Source organism: Caballeronia sp. LZ008 (assembly GCF_031451435.1).
Lineage (GTDB): Bacteria > Pseudomonadota > Gammaproteobacteria > Burkholderiales > Burkholderiaceae > Caballeronia > Caballeronia zhejiangensis.
This window is the reverse complement of record NZ_JARUXK010000005.1, coordinates 125,902-147,805: the sequence shown is the minus strand read 5'-3', so window position 1 is coordinate 147,805 and position 21,904 is coordinate 125,902. Positions and strand designations below refer to the sequence as shown.

The following is a 21,904-nucleotide window of genomic DNA, read 5'->3' as shown; positions in this document are numbered from 1 at the left end:
GTACCTAAAGGGCTGAATCAAAGGTCCGGAACGAGAGCGGACGCGCGGGGGGAAAAGGCGAGCGAAACTGCGTCGCCGCGGTGCAACTGCGTGGCGCTGGGACTGCGAGATTCGCGGAAATGCACTGCCATGCCGCTGCTGTGTCGCGCGCTGAAATCGATGACGTCGCCGAGAAAGATCGCCTCGTCAAGCGTGACGTCGATGCGCACCTCGTCGTCGCCGCACGAACGTCGCGCGAGGTGTTCCGGACGAACGCTCACGAAGTGAGAACCCGCCGTGCTCGACGCACGCGCGTCGGACCACGACACGCCGAGGCCGGGAATCGAGATGTATCCGGGCGCATCGACAGTCGCCGAGAACAGGTTGGTCTGCCCGATGAACTGCGCGACGAATCGGCTGCACGGGCGGTCGTACATCTCAAGCGGTGTGCCCACTTGCGCGATGCAACCGTCGCGCAACACCACGATCCGGTCGGACATGGCGAGCGCCTCGCGCTGATCATGTGTGACGTAGACGACTGTACAGCCCAGTTGATGCTGGATCGACTTGATCTCGAACTGAAGCGCCTCGCGCAACTTCAGATCCAGCGCGCCGAGCGGCTCGTCCATGAGAAGAACTGGCGGTTCGAACACGATGGCGCGCGCAATCGCCACACGCTGCTGCTGTCCGCCCGACAACTCGCGAGGCATTCGAGCGAAGTATGTGTCGAGCCGAACCGCCTGCAACGCGCGCCTCACCTTTCCATCGATGTCTTTCCGGGGCACGCCCCGCATGCGCAGAGGGAACGCAACGTTTTCGGCTACGCTCATATGAGGAAAGAGCGAATAGTTTTGGAACACCATCCCGAGATTACGACGTTCGGGCGCGAGGTCCGCGACCGATTTTCCGGCAATTCGAATATCGCCGGATGAGATCGACATGAAACCCGCGAGCGCGTTGAGCGCGGTGGTTTTGCCGGAGCCGCTACTGCCCAGAATCGTGATGAATTCGCCTGCTTCGACTGACAGCGAGAAATCGTGCAGCGCCGTCACCTCTCCATAGCGCTTGCAAACGTGGTTGAAATCGATGGTAGAGCCGGTTTTCATGTAGCAAATCCTCATTTGCAAGACCGCATGGACACAATCATCATGACGTGCGGCCGAGTACTTTGTGAGGTAAAATGACGCAAAGTTCATTTTTGAACACATCGTCATTTACGGACGGTAAGTAAAAAAATTTTGATCGTCAAGGGCTGGTTTTCCCTTGTCGTCAAGGAGGAGCGATGCCAAGGGAAGAAGTTGTGCTGCAGGCGGACGACTCTGCGCTCAAAGGAATGGTGATCGGTGAAGGCGAGCGCTTCGACGAACTGCTTAACGCGAAAAGCCGGGACCGGGCGCTGCCTAAACGCGATCGAACTCGTTGCGCCGTCATGTCATGTGTCGCGCGGCAACTGCTGGTCGACCCCGGAAGGCATCCTGCGATTGAAACAATCCTCGATGAGACCGGACTGTCGCGAGGAACGTTCTACAACTACTTTGACGACATCGACATGGCGATCGAAGCGGTGCTCGTCGGCTTTTTCAATGCGCTCTGGTCACCTCCGACAACGCGCCGAGGCAAGAACGCGGCGAAGCACAAAGACGCGGTGTATGCGGCCAACCTTTGGTATTGCCAGGCCTATGAAACCAATGCCGGATTGTTCGCGGCGTTTTCGCATGTCTCGGCGTACACGCCGTCGCTGGTTCGCATGCGCGAACAGATGAACGCCGTTTGGGTCGAGCGCGTGACTGAGGCCGTGAGCCGCGACCACGACGTCAAATTTTCTGCGTCGATGCGACGAGACTTTCGGGGCGCATTACGTTTGCTCATCGCGATGTCGATCGAGGCGCTCCGCGAACGGCATGTTCACCAGGACCAGTTGCTTACGTCGTCATTCGAAAATGCGCATGAACTTGCCGCCGGCCTCACCACGGTCTGGACGGACGTCATCGACGCCTACGTGGCGCGCGCAAAATCGAACGGCAATGGATCATGAAGAGTGCGGGCCCGGATGACTCACACCTTGATGACGTGACTCGCAACACCGAAACCTGCACATCCAATGGTAAAGATTGCAACCTCCATACCGTTTGCACTAAATGGGTAACCCATGCGCTCCAAACTTCCATCGCTTCAGGCTCTCTTTGTCTTCGAGGCTGCTGCGCGTCATCTTAGTTTCACAAAGGCAGCCGGTGAGTTGAATGTCACCCCGGTTGCCGTCAGCCGCATGGTTGCTCGGCTCGAAGACTCAATAGGCATCAAACTATTCGAGCGCGGGAAATCAGGGAACACCTTGACCGATCAAGGGATTGTGTTGCTGCGCTCTGTTGGGTCCGGATTCGACCAAATCGCCGGAACGTTGGACCAACTTAGCCGCGAACACGCGCAAGGCAAGACCGTCACCGTGTCGGTCGTGAACGGATTCGCATCGCAATGGCTGCTCCCACGCTATTCCGATTTTCGCAAGCAGTTCCCATCGGTGAGCCTTCGCCTGGAAATCGCCGCGACAACGGGCGTCGGGCCGCTTGAGGCTGCTGACCTTGGCTTGCGTAAACACGGGCGAGGTGCGGAAACAAGCCCGAGGTATTTCTGTCCGGAGGTCATTATTCCAATCTGCAGCGGGCGGTACTTCGACGAATTCGGCTCACTCAGCGAAATGAACCTGCGTCGCGGCCACAGCCTAATCCACCTTGATCCGACCACGTTTACGTGGGCAGATTTTTTTCGTATAACCGGTCTGCCCGAGCCCACTTCAATACAGCCTGTTCATTGTTCAGACGCGGGAATTTCTGTTCAGAGTGCAATGCTCGATCAAGGGATTGTTCTAGGTTGGCTGCAAGCGGTTGCGGCCCCCCTTAATCAGAAAAAGGTAATCCCAGCATCCAGATACTGTATCGCTACTGACCGGCACTACATTCTTGAATATCGAAGTGCTGCTCCCCCGACGCATGTACGAGAAGTCGGCGAGTGGTTGATCGGCGGCATGCGAGAGGAACTGGAGGCTACGCGGTCCCTTCTGGAAGGCTTGACAATCGTTCGGACTTGATTGGAGCTTGCCAACCAACGGGAATCCATCTTCGAGGCACAATTCCACCATCACCGGTCGACGCTATGCGCGTCGGTTGGCAAGAAAGCTTGTTCTGTTTTACGTGGGCCGCCAGTTTTATCTGTCACTTGCTGGTAGCTCATTTAAACATTCCCCGGCCTTCTGTTGATCGTCTTGTGGCGTGTTGAAGACGTCAGATTGACGTGGTCACGAACCGACATGGCGCCCCCGGAGACTGAGAAGCACAACGTCGAATTAGGTCGCAACCTCTCCCACATTGAAAGACTAATAGTCGGTTGACCAATTCACTTCGTGCTCTGTTGCGACGTCTTCCAAGTCTTGTCGTCCGCAGTCTCTGGCAATAATGATGGCTCCGAGTGGCGCTGTTGTGGACGAACTCAGACGCCGAGGTGCAGAAAACGTCGAACCGACGCTTTGCAGCAGAATTCGCGCGTCGGAATCTTCTCCCGGAACGATAGCCTTGATGCGCAGCAATCGATCTCCAAGGGCGCCTGCGATATTCTCGAGCCAGTCCAATGCCGCTTCCCACTCGAGGCTCTTGTGGATTTCCGCTCGGAAGACCCGAACGCGCGGATGTAGCAGCCGCCGGCGTTCGGACGGCGCGCTTGACGTGTCGCCGAAGACTACACCGCCCTTCTCCGGCGCTTCGAATGCCTGACGCGCTCGTACCGAATCAGAGAATTGGTTGACGACCCGTGCAAAAGGGTTTATCGCGGTGACTGCGCCCAGTGCTTCCTCACGTCTCGCACTCGAAACGAGGTCAATTTTCGTGAGCACGATAGTGTTGGCCGCAACAAGCTGTGCCGCAGCATCGTTGAAGTCGCCTGTCAGCAAGGCCGGGCGACTACAGTCGTACGTGGTCACTAGATGCAGCTTAAGTCGAAGATCCGCGAGTTCCTGCAACGACGAGACAATCGGGCCCGGCCGAGAGAGGCCGCTGCATTCAAGCACTATGCGAGAGAACGGCTCCTTACCGGCAATCTCGCGAGACTGAATCAAGTCTTGAATGGTGGTAACGAGGTCACTCGTCAGCGAGCAGCAGACACATCCGTTGCTGAGCGTTGCCATCGACATACCGCGGACGGATTCCGAGAGCACCGCGCCGTCTATATTGATTTCACCGGCTTCGTTCACAATTACGGCGGTATTGGAAGCATCTTCGCTCGCGAACAGGCTCTCCAGCAGTGAAGTCTTCCCGCTGCCGAGCATGCCCGAGACGATTACAAACTGAGACCCGGATTGCATATCAACCTCACTTCCTCGCCTGAGACGTCGATGAACCGGTCCAAGTACCGGCGACCATCTCCCGAACGTCCGCGAGCAACTCTTCGACGTCGTACACCATTCCGCCGCGAATGGTCTTCTGCAGACAACGCTTGAACTCCGGACCGTTCGTTTCTTCGTTCAACCGGACCGCGCCAGTGCCATACAGTAGCTTGAAGTCTGTCATTGGATCTTGGTCGTGAATCAGAATGTCTGCGCGCTTGCCGACTTCCAGCGTCCCAGCCTCGTCTTCGACACCAAGCAGTTCGGCAGCATGAGATGTCGCGGCACGCATCACCTCAAGCGGAGAGAAGCCTGCCTCTTGCAGCAGCTCAAGCTCACGGACAAAACCGAAGCCATAGACTTGATACATGAACCCGGAGTCGCTACCGGCACACACACGCCCGCCGCGGTTCTTGTATTCGTTCAGAAAGGTCATAAGGATGCTGAAGCTCTCCTTCCATTCGACTTCATTCTTCACAGACCAGCGGTAGAAGTATGCGCCGTGCCCACCGCGCTGCGGCTGGAAGTATTTCCACGTTGTCCTGTCCGTGTACTCGTCATGCCAGTCGGCGCGACGGGCGCGCATAAGGTCACGATTGCTGTCGTAGACGTTCATGGTCGGAACGAACGTGTGTCCCGCTTCCAAGAAGGCCTCGAGGACCTCATTCCACTTCGTGCTACCCGGCCGCGCTGCTTGCAGGAACGTCTGCCCGGCAGTCGCGAACCGCATGTATTCGTCGTTGTAGTTGTAGTCGTCGCCGACAGACTGGAGCGTGCGGCCGTCGAACAGCGCTTCTGGAATGCCATACGCGTGCTCTGTGCTCGTGAGGCCCCAACGAGCGGTACGCAGAGCATTCATGCGCCCGACAGAAAGCTGCGCATGATGACAACACGTCCTCAGTCCAAGCTTCTTGCTTTCGTCCAGTGCGGCTTGCATGATTGCTGGCGGTGCGCCGAAATACTTTACGCCTCGCGCGCCTTTTGCATGTGCCTTGCGCAGCCACTCCCGACCTTGCTCCGGCGTATAGATGGTCTTCAGGTAGTCATTGACCGCAGGGAAATACACATACGGATAGAGCGTCGGCGCGGCGATTTTGCCTTCGTCGGCGGCCGCGGCCTGCTGCTGCGTCCATGCAAGGCCGTTCATCGTACCGGCTTCACGGACACTCGTTACCCCGTGAGCAAGCCATAGCTTGTAGATGTAGTCCGCGGGCAACATCTCGCCGTTCTCTGCATGGAACGGTGTACCGATGTGGGCGTGGCAGTCGATGAAGCCAGGTGTGACGAACTTCCCGGTGCAGTCAATCTCGTGGTCGCCAGCTTCGGGACGACGCGCCGGGTTGATTGGTAACCCTGGAACGCCTACCGCGGCAACGAGGGTGATGCGCCCATCCTCGACGACGATGTCGGCGGGCCCCCAGGGAGGGGCACCCGTGCCATCAATGACCATCGCACCGCGCAGCACGAGCCTGTGAAAAGGCCCGACCCCGCGGTCGCGAGTCGTCGCTGCCTGTACCTGTCCCAATCCCTTCTTGGCAAAGCCAGCGACCATTTCCTCGCCAACTTCAATCTCTGCTGCGGGCGCGTTCATTTCGTCTCCATCGTTAGTGTGCCCTCGGCGGGCATTCGAATGCTTTTAGAATACTTTCGTGCCAGGCGCGACGTCGCGCTCAGGCTTCAGATAAACCACCGCACCGTCCGCATTCTCAACGCCGAGCATCAGTACTTCAGACTTGAAGCCGCCGATGCGGCGGCTCCCAAGATTGACTGCACAGACGACCATCTGGCCCACCAGTTCCTCGGCGTGGTAAAGCGCCGTGTACTGGCCGCTCGTCGCCAACTCTCCGAGCTCGCCGAAATCAATCCAGATTTTGTACGCTGGTTTGCGGGCCTCAGTATTCAGTTCGATTCGTGCGATACGGCCAGCACGCATGTCGACCATCGAGAACGCTTCGTAAGGGGTAGTCTCGTTCATGTTGTGACTGTTCAAAAAACTTTGCAATTCAGTGCGCGCGGTCAGTTGCGCTTTGAGCAATCGAAACGCCCGCTGGTCGCCGACGATACTAAGGAGTCGATGGTCAGGTATTTTGCGTTCGGAAGTTCGGACGGATGGCTAAACCTGATTACAGGAACAACTGGGCCTTCTACGTCCTCGCTGCACACACGCATTGACGGTGTCGCGTAGTCCAAAACCATCGGACGGAGTCGTCGCCCCGCAAAGAGAGGTTGCTCGCCAGCTAACGCTGCTCCTTCCAACAGGGCTTCTTCGACCTGCTCTGATATCAGGGCAGTCGCAACATCGTCGATGACCGGTCCAATGTCAGTTTCGTCCTCAAGTGGGTCGCCGACCCGAAGGGCGCTCATCTTCTCGACAAGAGCCCGGACAAATGAATCTGCGAGCGAGTCGTGCACATACAGGCAGGAGACGCGCTCCGCGCAAGGCAGCAGTGGTTGCAGAAAAGCACGGCCGATAATGGCATCGCTGGCTGCCTGAGCATCAGTTCGGGCATGAAGCACAAGAGGAAGGCGCTCACTTGTAGAGATGGTCACTGGCGCCACAGCTTCGTCGCAAGCACCTGCTACGAAAGCCGCGACGTCACGACTACCGCGAAAGCGGACTTCGGTCACGTGAGAACTCATCAGCGCCGCGCGGAACATTCCGATAGCGTCCGTCGAGGGAGCAACTAAGAAGAGCGCGTCAAGCTCGTTGTCATCCTGCCAAAGCGCTCCGACTGCCTGGGAAGCCAGCGGTGCACGGGATGACGGCTTAAGAACAAGGGCTCGCCCTGAACTCAAGACGGTCGTGGCCTCAGTGACCGTCGAGAACACCGGGTCGCACCAGTTCAGAATGGAGAATGCCGACTGTGCGGAAGTCGAATCGCGAACGAACGGTAGCTCGGGACACAGCGTGAACGCGTGAAGAGCAGAGATGGCTGCGGAGACCTCTATGCGAGCAAGACGAATCGGCTTGCCCGTCTCGAGACTGACGAGTTTCGCAAGTTCGTCACGATGCGCTTCAATCTTTACCGCCCAGACACCGAGTCGACGCTGAATGATTTGACTGCTGCGGAGCGTGCGCGCCAGGCGCGCGCCCTCAACAAAGGTCGCTTCTAGGGTGCGGCATTCGATGTCTGGCGCCTGTCCGACAAGCGCTCCATCAAAGGGACTGAAAACGTCAAAACGACGCTCGGCCCTCGGCTTCACCTCCGCCGCGTGAGCAGGTGAACCGAGTTCCAACGCGTCGTTCCGTCCTTCAGACATCGTTTAGGCCGCAGCCTTGGCGGCAGTCACCGCGCGACCGAACATCCCAAGTGCGTCCGATACGTCCTGGTCCGAAACCGTCAGGGGCGACAGGAAGCGGACCACATTGCGTTCAACGCCGCACTTGATGATGAGCAGGCCCTCTTCGCGTGCTGCGTCGAGGATGCGTTGTACGAGAGCGCTGTCCGGGGACTTCGTACTCGCGTCGGAGACAAACTCGACAGCGACCATCGCGCCGGTTTGACGGATTTCGCCCATTTCCGCGTGCTGGGCCTTCAACCCTTCGAGCCCAGCGCGGAGTTGCTCGCCGATTTTGACGCTGCGCTCGAGCAGGTTTTCTTGCTCGAAGATGTCCAGCACGGCATTCGCCGCCGCGCAGCCCAACGGGTTGCCGCCGTACGTACCACCCAATCCGCCGGGCTGCGGCGCATCAACGATTTCGGGGCAACCCACAACGCCCGAGATGGGCAGACCGCCTGCGAGACTCTTCGCCACCGTCACGAGGTCAGGCTGAATGCCCGAATGCTGGAAGCCAAACATCTTGCCGGTGCGGCCAAAGCCTGTCTGGATTTCATCGCAAATCAAGACGATGCCGTGCTTCTTCGTGAGCTCGCGCAGAGCCTGCATGAATTCGGCCGGCGCTGCCAGGAAACCACCATCGCCCTGTACGGGTTCGAGGATGATTGCCGCAACGCGGTCCGGCTGAATCTGCGTGCTGAAGATGGTCTGCAGTGCCTTCAGCGCATCGTCCGAGCTGATGCCATGGTATGCGTTGGGATACGGAGCATGGTAGACATCGGGCGCGAACGGTCCGAAGTTCTGCTTGTAGGGTGCGCTCATGCCCGTAAGGGACATGCCGAGGAGCGTGCGGCCATGGAATCCGCCGCGGAAGGCAATCACGCCAGGGCGATTCGTGTAGCCACGCGCAATCTTGATGGCATTCTCAACTGCTTCGGCGCCGGTCGTCAGAAAGACCGACTTGTAGCCCTGGCCGGGAGCGACCAGTTCCGACAGACGTGCCGCCAAGCGAATGTACGGCTCGTAGCCAACCACTTGGAAGCAGACATGCGAGAAAGATTCGAGCTGCTGCTGCACCGCTGCGACCACCGCCGGGTGGTTATGGCCAACGTTGAGCACGCCGATGCCGCCTACGAAATCGAGGTACTTGCGACCCTTGTCGTCCCACAGGTACGCACCAGCCGCACGGGTAGCGATAACGGGGTGGGCCGTTGCCACGCCGCGAGCAACGTAGGTTTCGCGCAGCGCCGCGGCGCTCTGATTTTTGTCGAGTTCCTTGTTCATCAAATCACCTCCTGAGATGGAACCCATGGTAGGAAGCCATAAACCGTGCGAACACCTACGAAAAGTAGGAATTTCGTCGATAGTTTTCGTTTTTTTTGGCCTAATTCATAGTTCTTGCACTAATCTACAAGCTCCCGTTCCTACCAAACATGGGTAGTTATGTGATTTCTGGCTGAGTTCAATGAGATACGGCTGGTTCCTGACCGGAACCGAACCGACCATTGAAAGCGCTAAGTACGCATCGGGAGCGGAGATGAACACAGTAAATTTGGCAGGAACCTACGTAGACGAGAAAGCCGCCCGACGGCGGGCCATTGTTGCCACCGTGCTGGGGAACGGCTTCGAGTGGTTTGACTTCATGGTGTACGGCTTTTTCGCCATCACCATCGCAAAGCTGTTCTTCCCGACTGGCAACGACCTCACGTCGCTGATGCTCTCGGTCGCGACGTTTGGTGTCGGCTTCCTTGTTCGCCCCTTTGGCGGCATTCTCATCGGCATCTACTCCGACCGCGCCGGCCGGAAAGCTGCGTTGTCGCTGACGATTCTTCTAATGTGCGCCGGTACGGCAATCATCGGTCTCGCCCCGACGTACTCGCAAATCGGCATGGCAGCCCCCTGCCTGATTGTCTTTGCGCGCCTGCTTCAAGGCTTTTCGGCCGGCGGCGAGATGGGCACCGCGACTGCCTTCCTGACGGAACACGCACCGAAGGGAAAGAAGGCGTATTACTCCAGCTGGATTCAGACGAGCATCGGTTTCGCCGTGTTGATGGGTGCCTGCTTCGGAACGGGTATCACGCTCGGCCTCTCCACTGCCGACATGGAGAGCTGGGGTTGGCGCATCCCGTTCCTCTCGGGCTTGCTCATCGGGCCAATCGGCTTCTTTATTCGTCGCAACCTGGATGAAACGCCGGTCTTCCTTGAGGCAGAGAAGTCGAAGACGCCGCTGAAGGAGGTTCTCCGCGATTACCCGTGGCAAGCCTTCGCAAGTTTCGCGATGGTCGTGCTCTGGACCGTTTGTATCTACGTGATTCTGTTCTACATGCCGACGTTCTCGGTGAAGGTCCTGAAGCTTCCGCAATCCGCATCGTTTATCGCGGCAATGGTCGGTGGCGGTGTCATCACTGTCTTCTCCCCGTTCACCGGCTGGTACTCGGACAAAGTGGGCCGCAAGTGGCTGCTCGGTGGTGCGTCCGCTGCGATGCTTGTTCTCGCTTGGCCCATGTTTGCGATGATTGTGAAGGCTCCGTCACTCGCGACGCTGTGCGTTTTTCAGGCTGTGTTCGGCGTGCTCATCGCGATTTATACGGGTCCTATCTTGGCCGCTCTCTCGGAAACCTTCCCAACTAAGGTGCTGTCGACTGGACTCTCGGTCGCCTACAATCTGGCCGTCATGACGTTTGGCGGCTTCGCATCGCTCATTCTGACGTGGCTCATCAGCACGACAGGTACGGCTATGGCGCCGGCGTTCTACGTCATCTTCGCCGCCGCCTTCAGCTTGCTGGGCGTGCTGTTCGGTTATCGCCAGCCCAAAGAGGTTTAACTGTTGCCGCGGTGTCACGCTGATACCGTGGCGAAACTTTTCGCCGCCATGAAGCTTGACACCGCAATTCGTGAAACTGTCTTACGTGAAGCAGAGGTCGTCGCGGGGGAGGAAAACCTCCAACGCGACATCACCTGGGTTCACATGGTCGACCACCCAGATATCGTCAACTGGGTTAAGCCTGGTGAGCTGCTGCTGACCACCGGCTACAACTGGCCGAGCGACACTGAGGCTTCGAGACGACTGGTACGCGACCTGAGTAAAGTCGGGCTGGCGGGGGTTGTGCTGGCGGTTCCTCACTTTCGCGACCACTTTCCTCAAGAAGCCATCGACGAAGCGCGAAGTGTTGGCTTTCCTCTTCTCGAGCTCCCTTGGGCTGTTCAGTTCAGCCAAGTCACGCACGAAATTCTCGCGAAAATAATCAACTTTCAGGCCGAGATAATCGAGCGCTCGGAGCAAATGCACCGTGCTTTGACTAACGCCGCGGTTACAGCGAATAGCCTGGGTGACATCGCAATCACGCTCAAAAAGCTGGTCGGTCGCGAAGTAACATTCACGAACATCTCCGGCGAGGTGCTCGGTACGTCGGCCGCAGAATCCGAAACGCAGGCGCTTGAGGAGCAGTTCCTGAGCTCGTTGTCCGACGCACCCATCGATTCCAGCAGTTCCTCGCGCCCCATCCGGGTGAAGTTCGTCATTGCAGGCCGCTCCCTTTATCGGCTCAGGCTGCCAGTTCGACTCCACGACTCGCTCGTTGCAGTGAACTGGCTCGATTTGGACGGCGCGGAGGTCGATGAACTGGACACTCGAGCAATGGAGCATGCGAGTGTGGTCGCCGCACTGCATCTAATGCATCAACAGCAGCTCGCGCAACAGGAAGACCGGCTGGGATACGCGCTCGTAGCCGGACTGCTCGACGGTGAGTTCACTTCGACGCCAAGCGCGCTCGAACGCGCGCGAGTATGTGGCTGGAGTCAAACGGGCCAATATCGCATCTGCCTTGTGCTGCTCGATGAGCCCATACCCCTGACCACGGAAGGCCTGAATCGTCGTGAGCGCTGGGTCGAGTCGCTCAAGCATCAGCTTCGGGCATCAGGGCAGCCCGAGTTGCTCGCAATATGGCTGAACCAAATCAAGTTCATCCTGCCCGCAGATGCTTCTCCTGAGACGCTGTGGGACGCGGTCAGTGACCAGCGCGCTGCGATGGCAATCAGTCGCGTGCACTCAGGTGTCGACGGGATGGCGGTAGGCTCGAAGGACGTTGATGCTCTGCTGCCGACATTGCGCCCTGGAAGACTGCATCGATTCGACGAGATTCTCTTTCCTCGAGCGCTTCTTGGCGACGCAAACGCCCGCGACATGCTCATCGAACGGCTCGTCACGCCACTTGTCTCGCGGCCTCGCGGCGAGTCTCTGTTAGAGACGCTATGCACGCTCGCAGATGAGGGCTTCCAGTTGGTCAACGCGGCACGTTCGTTGGGTATTCACATCAGCACGATGCGCTATCGCCTCGAGCGAATCGAAGAAATTCTCAACGTCACGCTCGAGGACCCCAAGATTCGATTCCAGGTCCAGGTCGCGATGGCGCTGTACCGACTCCGCGAAGATTGACGCCAGCCTTCCTACTTTAAGTAGGAAGACTTCCACTTTGTGTCGCGTTTTAATTTTGGAATGACGCGGGATTTGATGGCAAACGCGCAATTCGCGTGGAGCCGCAGTCTCGCCGCTTTTTCCGGATTGCGCGACCACATGACTTCGAACTCGTCCTCCCCACGCCCCGACCTCAACAAGCTTCTTTCACTGCAGCGCCGACTGGCTCAGACAAGCGACGCTGAAATCAGGTTCGATGCAGGGTCTCGAGCAGCCTACGCGTCAGAAGCATCGAACTACCGACAGGTGCCCATCGGCGTCGTACTGCCGCGCACAGTTGAAGACGTCGTTTCGGTGATGCGCGCCTGTCACGAGGCCGACGTGCCGGTGCTCACACGTGGTGCGGGCACCTCGATGTGCGGCCAGTCCGTGAACGTCGCGGTCATCATCGATACATCGCGACACCTCACCCGCATTGAGCAACTCGACGCCGAGCACCGGACCGCTCTGGTTCAGCCTGGCGTCATCTGTGACCAGTTGAAGACCGCCGCTGCACTCAAAGGTCTCACTTTCGGCCCGGACCCCGCCACGCATAGCCGCTGCACGATTGGTGGCATGGTGGGCAATAACTCGTGCGGCGCGCACTCGGTGATGGCCGGAAAGACTGCCGAGAACATCGAGTCGATGGAAATCCTGACCTATGACGGAGAGCGTTTTTGGGTCGGACCGACAGACGAGGCGGCATATCAAGGGCACATCGCCGCCGGGGGGCGTCGAGCCGAGATTGTTCAAGCACTTCGCAAGCTCGCCGACCGTCATGCGGATGAGATTCGCATGGGGTTCCCGAAGCTGAAGCGACGAGTCTCGGGCTACAGCCTCGACCAGCTCTTGCCAGAAAACGGCTTCAACATTGCTCGCGCGCTCGTCGGTTCGGAGGGCACATGTGTGTCGGTCTTGCGAGCAACGACAACGCTCGTGCGCAATCCGACCGCGCGAGTCGTCACCGTCTTCGGATTTCCGACCATCTTTGACGCAGCCGATTGCGTTCCCCAACTGCTGCCGCTCGAGCCCATTGCGATGGAAGGCTTGGACACAGGCATTGTCGGTGGGCTACGCGAGCGAGGGCTTGCTCTTGCTGACATCGCGGAATTGCCTGACGGCAATGCGTGGCTGATGGTCGAGTTCGGCACGGATACCCTCGAATCCGCAGTGGAGCGTGCACAAGCTGCCGCAAATCTTGCGGCGTCGTTGCCCGGCTCCCCGAATGCGCGCGTCGTATCTGACGCAGCAACGATGAAGCGACTTTGGTCGATTCGGGAAACTGGCGCATCCGCTACCTCTATCGGCGATGACCCATCCAAGCCAGACCCGGTTGTCGGCTGGGAAGATGCGGCAGTCGAGCCTCGCCTGCTAGGCGCTTACCTTCGCGAATTCGCTGCATTGGTCGAGCGGTACGGCTACACAACCAACATGTATGGCCACTTCGGCGATGGCTGTATCCATTCGCGCATCAACTTCGACCTGCGCAACAGCCAGGGTATTCACACATGGCGCGAGTTCCTACGGGAAGCAGCGCTACTCGTTGTCAAATATGAGGGGTCGCTGTCTGGGGAACATGGAGATGGACAAGCGAAAGGCGAGCTGCTTTCGCTGATGTACTCGCCCGAGCTTATGGATGCTTTCCGCGAATTCAAGACTATCTGGGACCCGAAGAACCGGATGAACCCCGGCAAACTCATTGACGCGATGCCTGTCGATGAGAACTTGCGACTGGGGCCGACCTATCGCCGAGTCGACGTTCCGAGCCACTTCTCATTCGGCAATCTTCAGACGCCAGACACTTTCGCGCGCGCGACCGAGCGTTGTATCGGCATGGGTAAATGCCGCTCGCTCGACGGTGGGACGATGTGCCCGAGCTATCGTGCGACGCGCGAGGAAAAGTACTCCACCCGCGGCCGCAGCCGCTTGCTTTTCGAGTTGCTCAAGGGCGAAGTCATCACTGACGGTTGGGACAACAAGGACGTCAAGGACTCGCTCGATAACTGTCTCGCATGCAAGGGATGCCGCAGCGACTGCCCCACGCATGTTGACTTGGCGAAGTACAAGAGCCACTTCTTGTACCAGCATTATCAGAAGGCAAAACGTCCTTTGATGGACACGATGATTGGACACATCGGCACATGGCTGCCAATCGCGACCCGCATCAGCGGCGTGGTGAACACTGCCATGAAGATGCGTCCTTTCCGCGCCGTGGCAGAAAAATTTGGCTTGGCTTCCCACGTCAAGTTTCCCGCCGTAGCGTCCACGGCTTTCAGGAACAGCGACACCTGCAAGCACCTCATACAAGACGCGCGTACTGCAAGTGCCCAGTCAAAGACGGTCCTGCTGTGGACCGACACCTTCAACAACGGATTCTCTCCGGAGGTTCTTGAAGCGTCTGTCAGAGTGCTGGAGTCATATGGCGTCACGGTCCGCCTCATGAGCAAGCAAATTTGCTGCGGGCGTCCGTACTACGACGCCGGCATGCTCGACCACGCCAAGCGCAACCTCATCGACATCATGGCGGAGTTGAAAGAGGTCATTGCCCTGAAGCTTCCGGTGATTGTGCTGGAGCCGAGTTGCCTCTCCGTGTTTCGTGATGAACTCCGCTCGCTCTTTCCGAGCGACGAGAACGCCACCGCGCTGGCCACCTCAGTCAAGACATTGGCCGAGTACCTCGAGGCGCAACGCTTCGATGTTCCGAAGCTCGACGAGAGCGTCTACGTCCATGGTCATTGCCATCAGAAGGCGTGCGGTGGAGTCCAAGCTGAGTCTCGTCTTGTCGACAAGGCCGCACAGTCCGGGGCGGTCCTGCAGACGGGCTGCTGTGGAATGGCGGGTGCCTTCGGCTATCACACGAAGACGGCAGACGTCGCGCGTTCGGTCGCCGAATCCGAGTTGGTGCCCAAGATTCAGCCGCTCGATGGAAACGCCGTCCTCGTGAGCGACGGCTTCAGTTGTCGCTCTCAGATTCGAAACACCACGGGCCGCTCTGCGATTCACCTCGCGCAGTGGCTTGATGGAAGAACCAAGAAAAGTCCGGCACAGCGCCAGGTCCAATCGCCCAAACAGGAGGAAACCGTATGAATCGTCGTCACTTCGCAAGCCTTGCCGCAGTCAGCGCTTCGGCGCTGCTCCTCTCGCGCACGAGCAACGCCGCCACGAACATCAACGGCAACGACCCCTCGGCTACGCTCGCTCAAGCCCAAACTGCTATTCGGCAAGCCACCTCGCGCGACGCGGCAATTCAGGCGTGGCTCGAGGTTGTGAAGCCACGACTTCCGTTTCTTCAGGCGACTGCTTTGGTATCGCGTCCGCGCCCCGAGGCACCGAAAGAGCTTGGTGCCGTCCGCCGGATTTACTCCACTGTTCCGAGCGCTTACCCCGTAGGTGGCTGGAAACAGCTTTCGGGTTCCGACTGGGCCCGAAAAGTCCTCGAACGCGGAGAGGTTCTCGTCGCGAACAACGACGCGGAGCTCGAACACTACTTTCCCGACCACAAGCTACTGAAGTCGCTCGGGACTGCAACGCTCGTCAACATTCCCGTAGTCGTCTGCAAGCGAACCGTCGGCGCATTCGCCTTTATGTGCGCAGAGGTCGTCCCTGAAAGCGCCATCACCGAAGAAATTCGACTGCTGACCGCACTCACCGCTCCTCTGTTTTCAGACGACCTGGTGCCGGCCGCCTGACAGCAGAAAATGCTGAGAGGAGCCTATGGCTCGAGTGGGCAAGTCGAAAAATGACTTCTCTGGGCGAAACCAAATGCTGCAGGCTCCGGATACTCTAAGGATAGGCAGACCCCTATCAAGGATTGTGAAATGTCACTCGCAACGCTCATTGATTCAGACCGCAAGCATCTCATCCATCCCGTCGCCAATTACCGCGCGCATGAGCAGCGCGGCGTGACGGTCCTCGAACGCGGTAAAGGTGCCTGGTTGTATGACGCCCAAGGCAACGAACTGCTTGATGCGTTCGCGGGTCTCTGGTGCGTCAATACAGGGTACGGCCACGAGAGTATCGTGAAGGTCGCGGCGGAGCAGATGGCAAAGCTCCCCTATGCGACGGGATACTTCCACTTCGGCTCGCAACCGGCCATCGAACTGGCCCAACGTCTTGTCGACATCACGCCCAAGAGCCTCCAACACGTCTACTTTTCGCTTGGCGGCTCCGATGCGGTCGACTCGGCCCTACGCTTCATCACGCACTATTACAACGCCATCGGTCGGCCGGGTAAGAAGCATTTCATTGCTCTGGAACGTGGCTATCACGGCTCGTCGTCCATCGGCTCTGGCTTGACAGCAATCGCCAGCTTCCATCGCAATTTCGACGTTCCGCTGCCGACCCAGCATCACATCCCGTCCCCTTATCTTTATCGCAGCGAGACGCCAGACGATGCTCAGGCGCTCATTGCGAAATCAGTCAAGTCGCTGGAGGACAAGGTTGCTGAGCTTGGCGCAGAAAACGTTGCAGCTTTCTTCTGCGAGCCAGTTCAAGGCTCGGGCGGCGTCATCGTTCCTCCGAAGGGGTGGCTCAAGGTGATGCGCGATGCATGCAAGCGGCTCGACATTTTGTTCGTCGCCGACGAGGTCATCACGGCCTTTGGCCGAACGGGTCCGATGTTCGCTTGCGAAACCGAAGGTGTTGAACCCGACCTGATGACTATCGCGAAAGGCCTGACCGCTGGCTACGCCCCCATGGGTGCAGTGCTCATGTCCGATGCGGTCTATCAAGGCATCGCTGATGGTAGCAAGCCGGGAGAAGCAATCGGCCACGGCCAAACGTACTCGGCGCATCCGGTAAGCGCCGCTATCGGACTTGAAGTTCTCCGGCTGTACACCGAAGGCGGACTCCTTGCAAATGGCCAAGCTCAGGCACCGAAATTTGCGAGCGGTCTGGACAGTCTTCTTGACCACCCGCTGGTCGGGGACTCGAGACACGCCGGTCTGCTCGGAGCAGTCGAACTGGTCGCAGACAAGACGACGCGGGCCCGATTCGACCCGGCACTTCATCTCGCTGACCGCATTTTTGACGCTGCTGCTCGCAACAAGATTATCTTCCGCGCCTTTGGCGACAACATACTCGGTTTCGCTCCGGCGCTCTGCTACACGGAAGGTGAAGTCGACATGTTGGTTCAGCGCGTCCGTAAGACGCTCGACGACGTTCTCGAAAGCGCCGACGTTCGTCGCGCAATCAAAGGTTAAGGGCTTCGGCTCATTTGCCGGAGCAACACGAAAAGTATCTATCGAAGGTATCGAGTATGGAACTGAAACTGAAACGCGAAGAACTGCTGCGCCGCCAGAACCTAATTGGTGGCGAATGGACGGACGCGGTGGACAACGCCCGCTATCCGGTGACGAATCCCGCCACGGGCGGGCTCATTGCTGAAGTCGCGAACAGCGGTAAGGCCGACGCCCGTGCTGCTACTGACGCAGCGGCGAAAGCGGGAAAAGACTGGCGTGAGCGTTTGCCCCGAGAACGGGCAGAGATTTTGAAGCGCTGGCATGCTCTAATTGTCGCGAACACTGACGACCTCGCTACGCTCATGTCGATGGAGCAAGGCAAACCGCTGGCAGAAGCTCGCGGCGAAGTCGCGTATGGGGCGTCGTATGTGGCCTGGTTCGCCGACGAAGCCACGCGCATCTACGGTGACCTCATTCCCCAGCAGCAGCGCGGCAAGCAGATGCGCGCCATCAAGGAGCCGGTCGGAATCGTTGCCGCCATCACCCCGTGGAACTTCCCGCTGGCAATGATTGCCCGCAAGATTGCCCCCGCGTTGGCTGCAGGCTGCACGGTGGTCGGGAAGCCGGCTGAGGACACGCCCCTGACGGCACTGGCGCTTGCAGCACTCGCTCAAGAGGCGGGCGTTCCTGCCGGCGTTCTCAACATGCTGAGCGCGTCGCGCGACCAGGGCATCGAAGCAGTTGGTGACTGGCTTGCCGACGACCGCGTGCGCAAAATCACGTTCACTGGTTCGACAGCGGTCGGCAAGTATCTCGCGCGCGAGTCGGCGGGCACGCTGAAAAAGCTTTCGCTCGAACTTGGAGGCAATGCGCCCTTCATCGTGTTCGACGACGCGGACCTTGATGCAGCCGTCGTCGGCTTGATGGCAGCGAAATTCCGCAATGGCGGGCAAACGTGCGTTTGCCCGAATCGCGTCTACGTTCAGTCGGGCGTGTTCGACAAGTTCGCCGAGCTGCTCGCTGCGCGAGTTGGTGCCCTGAAGGTCGCACCTGCGACGGACCCGCAAGCGCAGATTGGTCCCATGATTAACGCAAAGGCAATCGACAAGATTGACCGTCACGTCAACGACGCGGTTTCGAAGGGTGCGACCGTGCTGACTGGCGGCAAGCGTTTGACCGAGATGGGCCCGAATTACTACGCGCCGACGGTCATCGCCCATGCGACCAACGAAATGCTTGTCACCTGTGAAGAAACCTTTGGCCCGGTGGCGCCGCTGTATCGTTTCGAGTCCGAGGAAGAGGCAATTCGCCTGGCCAACGACACGCCGTTCGGACTTGCCGCGTACTTCTACACTCAAGACATGCGCCGTGCCGACCGAGTCTCGCGTCAACTTGAAGCCGGCGTCGTTGGCCTGAACGAGGGCGCGGTCGCGAGCGAGGCAGCGCCTTTCGGGGGCGTTAAGGAATCGGGCTACGGTCGTGAAGGGTCGAAGTACGGTCTCGACGATTACCTGTCCATCAAGTACATCTGTCAGGGCGGTCTCGACTAATATCGTGTCGAGCCCCAGGCCATCGTCTCACAAGGACGATGGCCTTTTTCGTTTCCGCTCAGAAAGCCTGGCGCATGCCGACACGCACGACCACCTGATTGCTTGTGCTCGACGGCGTCACGAAGGCCATCGCGGCCACCGCCTGTTTGCCAGTGGAGTCCGTTCCGATTGCGTGTTCCCACGCGGCGATTGCGTACAGCATGGTTCGCTTCGACAGGTCGTACTCAGCTCCGACGTTCACCTGACTGTACTTGGCGTTCTCTGCTTTCGTATAGTTGTAAGCTGCGCCGACAAGCACATCTGGCTTGATACGGTACGTCGCGTTCGCTTCGATGCTGTTAAACGTCGCAGTGCCTGAGAATGGTGTGGAGTTCGTTGGCACCACATCTTCAAAACGCGTGTTGGTGTAGAGCACACCGATGACTGCGTTGCCAATCGAGTAATTCAGGCCACCCCCGGCGATTTGCAAGGTATGAGCCGAAACATAGCCGCTGAAGGTCGGGTTCGTAATCGGATTGGTGAACGCTGCGCCCGCCTGCGGAGTCGCGGTAGCGTCGTAAAGCGAGGTCGCCGGATTGTTGAGGCGCAACAGCGCGGCTGATGCAGTGACAGGGCCGCCCGCATAGGTCAGGCTCAACCCTTCACCACGTCCTTGGGAGAAGTTGCCTGCGACACCGCCAAGGCTGAATAGCGCGCCGAGTTTGAAGCCAGCAAAGTCCGGCGTGTAATATTTGATGGTGTTGCTGACCGAATAGTCGCCCCACACATTATCGACGTCAGCCGCGCGCGTTGTAAGCACCCCACCAAATTTAAGAGACGAAGCCAAAGGCATCAGCGAGTCCGCGATGAGGTCGTACTGGCGACCCAGCCTGAGACTGCCGAACGGGCCGTTCAGCGCGACGTAGGCCTGCCGCCCAAAGAGGCGGCCTCCGTTACCGAGCTTGCCGGTGTTGACATCAAAGCCATTCTCTAGCACCGCGACCGCGTTCAGACCGCCGCCGAGGTCCTCGACGGTTCGGAAGCCCCATTTGCTGCTCCCGCGGCCGCCATTCACCATCTGATAGTTGTGGGAACCTGCCTGGTTGTTAGTGAACGAAAAGCTGTCGTCAACAACGCCGTAAAGCGTCACCGAACTCTGAGCGATGCAAGTCGTTGAGCCAACGAGCATTGCGGCACATAGCACTGTCTTCTTCAATTGTCCCCTCCGGACAGTATGGAATTTCCGCCCGGCAGCGAGACCGATTGAACGACGGTCGTTATAGACCTTGATTGCCGGGGCTATCGGAGGTCAGTATTCCTGCAACTATTTTTGGCACCAATCGACGATAGGTAGGAAACCGGTAGCCCAGGTTCGAATGTTTCGTATGACTGCATTTTGCAAGTCCGTCGCCGTGCGTAACGAGCTCGGTCGCGGGAGGAGTCTTTAGAAGCTCAGAGTGGAAGCGAGTTACCGGAAGGCCGGATATGGCCCGGGAAAATCGGTGCGGAGAAGCGCTACTCAGTGCAGCATGGCTGCCAACTCAGAAGCACACCATTTCTGAAATGCTGTCGTACGTCCGTAGTTCATGTGATAACCGAGGGCAACGACCGCTCGGTGGCTTAGCAGATACCCGCGTCCGTCGTTACGCTTGAGGTCTTTGTCCGCGTCGATTTCGCCAGTAGCGCCGACCTGCCAGAGTAGCTTGGCTGCCTTCTCTGGCCTGATGCCGAAGAGATGCGCAACCTGATGAAAGTCGAACCATGCGGCATGCCCGCTCAGCTTGCCTTTAATCATCCTGCTGCTGGATGCGCAGACATACTGCACCGTCGTCATCCCGGTTAGCTCCATTAGTCGTCGTCTTCCGAGAGCAGTTTATCGAGCGGTACCGCATGCTTGACGAAGGTCGACCGAATCACGATATAGCTGAAGTACTTCTCGATTCCAATATTGCGGTCGACTAGCGTCTCAATGACCTCTTGATAGTGGCCGATATTCTTGACGATGAACTTCAGCAGGTAATCGTATCCGCCGCTGACCAGGTGGCATTCGGTTATCTCTTCGAAGTCGCGAAGGTTCGCCTCAAAACGAGTGAAATCATCGCGACGATGGTCATGGAGCATGATTTCGGTGAACACCGTCACTGTGCTTGTCAGCTTTGCCAGGTTCAGATGCGCACCGTAGCCTGTGATGATTCCCGCAGCTTCCAGGCGTTTAACACGTTGCAGGCACGGACTTGCTGACAACCCGACCGCGTTGGCGAGGTTTGCGTTCGTCATATTGCCGTTCTTCTGCAACTCGGCAAGGATTTTGACATCGGTCCGGTCAAGCTTCTGTCGCATATCGTGCGTGTTCGAATCGGCTGTGTGTCAATCGAAGGCAACTATGCCATGCTCGAGCAGGTCCTCATGGTGTGCTTTCACCAACTGCGCCATGCTCGTAAATTTGTAGTCAACGGATGGTTCGACCGAGTACTTCACGTTCGCACCAGCTCCGCGCTGCTCGTAGCGACGCTGAATCCAGCATGAGCGAAGCTGCAGTTGGCTTGCAGGCTGATGGTCGTGATAGACACTATCTGCGACGTGAAGTGTATCGTCCTTTCCAATGCCCATAGAGGCAAGCGTCGAGAACAGATATTCGAAGTTGCTTCGCGAAGGCTTGTAAGAACCCACATCCTCAGCCGTCACGATTGCGTCGAAATCGACAGCGAGCTTCCTATTTGTCGCTCTGAAGCTGCGGTTATCAACGTTCGAGACGACAACCAGCTTAAAATACTTCTTCAGATACTGCAGCGTACTCGCCGAGTCTGGGAACGCTGGCCAATCTCCCACGGAGGCACCGTAGGCGACCGCTTCCTCCCAGCGATAGGGAACGCCCCATTCTTCGGCAATTCGCTTGAACACAATCTGAAGCAAGCGGTCATACGGCATGCCAGGCGTGACTGTCTGCTGATACGACTCGTGGCGCGCGTGGGCTTCGAGAATCTCATCGCGCGTGAGAGGTTCGGCAGCTCGAAGCGCAAGCTCCGACAGGCCCGACGCGATACCTGACTCCCAGTCGATGAGAGTCCCGTAGCAGTCAAATGTGAGTGCCTTGAAATCCGTCAAAGCCACA

The 21,904-nt window shown here is 58.3% G+C and carries 18 protein-coding genes; 8 read left to right on the top strand and 10 right to left on the bottom strand.

Features of this window, described 5'->3' with window-relative positions; all coding sequences use genetic code 11:
• Positions 1 to 17 precede the first annotated feature (17 nt).
• Positions 18 to 1,175: an ABC transporter ATP-binding protein gene (locus QCE49_RS32405; protein WP_309806824.1), complete on the bottom strand. Its 1,158-nt coding sequence runs from the start codon at positions 1,173 to 1,175 to the stop codon at positions 18 to 20.
• 86 nt (positions 1,176 to 1,261) lie between these two features.
• On the opposite strand from QCE49_RS32405, the gene QCE49_RS32400 reads away from it, so the two are divergent.
• Positions 1,262 to 2,014, top strand: coding sequence for a TetR/AcrR family transcriptional regulator (locus tag QCE49_RS32400; RefSeq protein ID WP_309806823.1), 753 nt, complete (start codon positions 1,262 to 1,264; stop codon positions 2,012 to 2,014).
• Between the two features lie 114 nt (positions 2,015 to 2,128).
• The gene (locus tag QCE49_RS32395) at positions 2,129 to 3,064 is read left to right on the top strand and encodes a LysR family transcriptional regulator (RefSeq protein ID WP_309806822.1); all 936 of its coding nucleotides are present in this window, start codon (positions 2,129 to 2,131) and stop codon (positions 3,062 to 3,064) included.
• 285 nt (positions 3,065 to 3,349) lie between these two features.
• Here the strand turns inward: QCE49_RS32395 and QCE49_RS32390 are convergent, their stop codons facing one another.
• Genes QCE49_RS32390 through gabT form a run of 5 tightly spaced genes read right to left on the bottom strand, consistent with a single transcriptional unit; the run spans position 3,350 to position 8,914 of the window.
• The gene (locus tag QCE49_RS32390; RefSeq protein WP_309806821.1) at positions 3,350 to 4,330 is read right to left on the bottom strand and encodes a GTP-binding protein; all 981 of its coding nucleotides are present in this window, start codon (positions 4,328 to 4,330) and stop codon (positions 3,350 to 3,352) included.
• Positions 4,331 to 4,337: 7 nt separating this feature from the next.
• A complete protein-coding gene (locus QCE49_RS32385; protein ID WP_309806820.1) occupies positions 4,338 to 5,942 on the bottom strand; it encodes an amidohydrolase family protein in 1,605 nt (534 codons plus the stop codon).
• Between the two features lie 45 nt (positions 5,943 to 5,987).
• Entirely contained in the window at positions 5,988 to 6,386 is a 399-nt protein-coding gene (locus tag QCE49_RS32380) for a tRNA-binding protein (RefSeq protein ID WP_309806819.1), read from the bottom strand.
• Positions 6,368 to 7,588 (bottom strand): aldehyde dehydrogenase family protein, encoded by a 1,221-nt coding sequence (locus QCE49_RS32375; RefSeq protein WP_309806818.1) that lies wholly within the window; start codon positions 7,586 to 7,588, stop codon positions 6,368 to 6,370. Before QCE49_RS32375 ends, QCE49_RS32380 begins: the two co-directional genes overlap by 19 nt.
• A gap of 27 nt (positions 7,589 to 7,615) precedes the next feature.
• Positions 7,616 to 8,914, bottom strand: a complete 1,299-nt coding sequence (gene gabT, locus QCE49_RS32370; RefSeq protein ID WP_309806817.1) for a 4-aminobutyrate--2-oxoglutarate transaminase — start codon at positions 8,912 to 8,914, stop codon at positions 7,616 to 7,618.
• Between the two features lie 253 nt (positions 8,915 to 9,167).
• On the opposite strand from gabT, the gene QCE49_RS32365 reads away from it, so the two are divergent.
• From QCE49_RS32365 to QCE49_RS32340, 6 genes are all read left to right on the top strand, one after another.
• The gene (locus QCE49_RS32365) at positions 9,168 to 10,454 is read left to right on the top strand and encodes an MFS transporter (RefSeq protein ID WP_309806816.1); all 1,287 of its coding nucleotides are present in this window, start codon (positions 9,168 to 9,170) and stop codon (positions 10,452 to 10,454) included.
• Positions 10,455 to 10,481: 27 nt separating this feature from the next.
• Complete coding sequence (locus tag QCE49_RS32360; RefSeq protein WP_309806815.1) at positions 10,482 to 12,065, top strand: PucR family transcriptional regulator ligand-binding domain-containing protein; 1,584 nt, start codon at positions 10,482 to 10,484, stop codon at positions 12,063 to 12,065.
• A 138-nt stretch (positions 12,066 to 12,203) separates the two neighbouring features.
• Positions 12,204 to 15,170 (top strand): FAD-binding and (Fe-S)-binding domain-containing protein, encoded by a 2,967-nt coding sequence (locus QCE49_RS32355; protein WP_409017626.1) that lies wholly within the window; start codon positions 12,204 to 12,206, stop codon positions 15,168 to 15,170.
• The gene (locus QCE49_RS32350; RefSeq protein WP_309806813.1) at positions 15,167 to 15,772 is read left to right on the top strand and encodes a hypothetical protein; all 606 of its coding nucleotides are present in this window, start codon (positions 15,167 to 15,169) and stop codon (positions 15,770 to 15,772) included. The genes QCE49_RS32355 and QCE49_RS32350 overlap by 4 nt, the downstream gene beginning before the upstream one ends.
• Positions 15,773 to 15,901: 129 nt before the next feature.
• Positions 15,902 to 17,284, top strand: coding sequence for an aspartate aminotransferase family protein (locus QCE49_RS32345; protein WP_309806812.1), 1,383 nt, complete (start codon positions 15,902 to 15,904; stop codon positions 17,282 to 17,284).
• 56 nt (positions 17,285 to 17,340) lie between these two features.
• Positions 17,341 to 18,813 carry an NAD-dependent succinate-semialdehyde dehydrogenase gene (locus QCE49_RS32340; protein WP_309806811.1) on the top strand — a complete coding sequence of 491 codons (1,473 nt, stop codon included), beginning with the start codon at positions 17,341 to 17,343 and terminating at the stop codon, positions 18,811 to 18,813.
• 58 nt (positions 18,814 to 18,871) lie between these two features.
• Here the strand turns inward: QCE49_RS32340 and QCE49_RS32335 are convergent, their stop codons facing one another.
• The 4 genes from QCE49_RS32335 to QCE49_RS32320 form a co-directional block, all read right to left on the bottom strand.
• Positions 18,872 to 20,008, bottom strand: coding sequence for a porin (locus QCE49_RS32335; RefSeq protein WP_309806810.1), 1,137 nt, complete (start codon positions 20,006 to 20,008; stop codon positions 18,872 to 18,874).
• Positions 20,009 to 20,311: 303 nt separating this feature from the next.
• Complete coding sequence (locus tag QCE49_RS32330; protein ID WP_309806809.1) at positions 20,312 to 20,626, bottom strand: hypothetical protein; 315 nt, start codon at positions 20,624 to 20,626, stop codon at positions 20,312 to 20,314.
• A gap of 14 nt (positions 20,627 to 20,640) precedes the next feature.
• Positions 20,641 to 21,132 carry an Lrp/AsnC family transcriptional regulator gene (locus QCE49_RS32325; protein WP_309806808.1) on the bottom strand — a complete coding sequence of 164 codons (492 nt, stop codon included), beginning with the start codon at positions 21,130 to 21,132 and terminating at the stop codon, positions 20,641 to 20,643.
• A gap of 27 nt (positions 21,133 to 21,159) precedes the next feature.
• Positions 21,160 to 21,903 carry a haloacid dehalogenase type II gene (locus tag QCE49_RS32320; RefSeq protein ID WP_309806807.1) on the bottom strand — a complete coding sequence of 248 codons (744 nt, stop codon included), beginning with the start codon at positions 21,901 to 21,903 and terminating at the stop codon, positions 21,160 to 21,162.
• Position 21,904 lies beyond the last annotated feature (1 nt).

Coding starts and splice junctions, on each gene's coding strand:
- QCE49_RS32405 (WP_309806824.1), bottom strand. CDS start 1,175: ATGAACTTTGCGTCATTTTACCTCACAAAGTACTCGGCCGCACGTCAT.
- QCE49_RS32400 (WP_309806823.1), top strand. CDS start 1,262: ATGCCAAGGGAAGAAGTTGTGCTGCAGGCGGACGACTCTGCGCTCAAA.
- QCE49_RS32395 (WP_309806822.1), top strand. CDS start 2,129: ATGCGCTCCAAACTTCCATCGCTTCAGGCTCTCTTTGTCTTCGAGGCT.
- QCE49_RS32390 (WP_309806821.1), bottom strand. CDS start 4,330: ATGCAATCCGGGTCTCAGTTTGTAATCGTCTCGGGCATGCTCGGCAGC.
- QCE49_RS32385 (WP_309806820.1), bottom strand. CDS start 5,942: ATGAACGCGCCCGCAGCAGAGATTGAAGTTGGCGAGGAAATGGTCGCT.
- gabT (WP_309806817.1), bottom strand. CDS start 8,914: ATGAACAAGGAACTCGACAAAAATCAGAGCGCCGCGGCGCTGCGCGAA.
- QCE49_RS32365 (WP_309806816.1), top strand. CDS start 9,168: ATGAACACAGTAAATTTGGCAGGAACCTACGTAGACGAGAAAGCCGCC.
- QCE49_RS32355 (WP_409017626.1), top strand. CDS start 12,204: ATGACTTCGAACTCGTCCTCCCCACGCCCCGACCTCAACAAGCTTCTT.
- QCE49_RS32350 (WP_309806813.1), top strand. CDS start 15,167: ATGAATCGTCGTCACTTCGCAAGCCTTGCCGCAGTCAGCGCTTCGGCG.
- QCE49_RS32345 (WP_309806812.1), top strand. CDS start 15,902: ATGTCACTCGCAACGCTCATTGATTCAGACCGCAAGCATCTCATCCAT.
- QCE49_RS32340 (WP_309806811.1), top strand. CDS start 17,341: ATGGAACTGAAACTGAAACGCGAAGAACTGCTGCGCCGCCAGAACCTA.
- QCE49_RS32330 (WP_309806809.1), bottom strand. CDS start 20,626: ATGACGACGGTGCAGTATGTCTGCGCATCCAGCAGCAGGATGATTAAA.
- QCE49_RS32325 (WP_309806808.1), bottom strand. CDS start 21,132: ATGCGACAGAAGCTTGACCGGACCGATGTCAAAATCCTTGCCGAGTTG.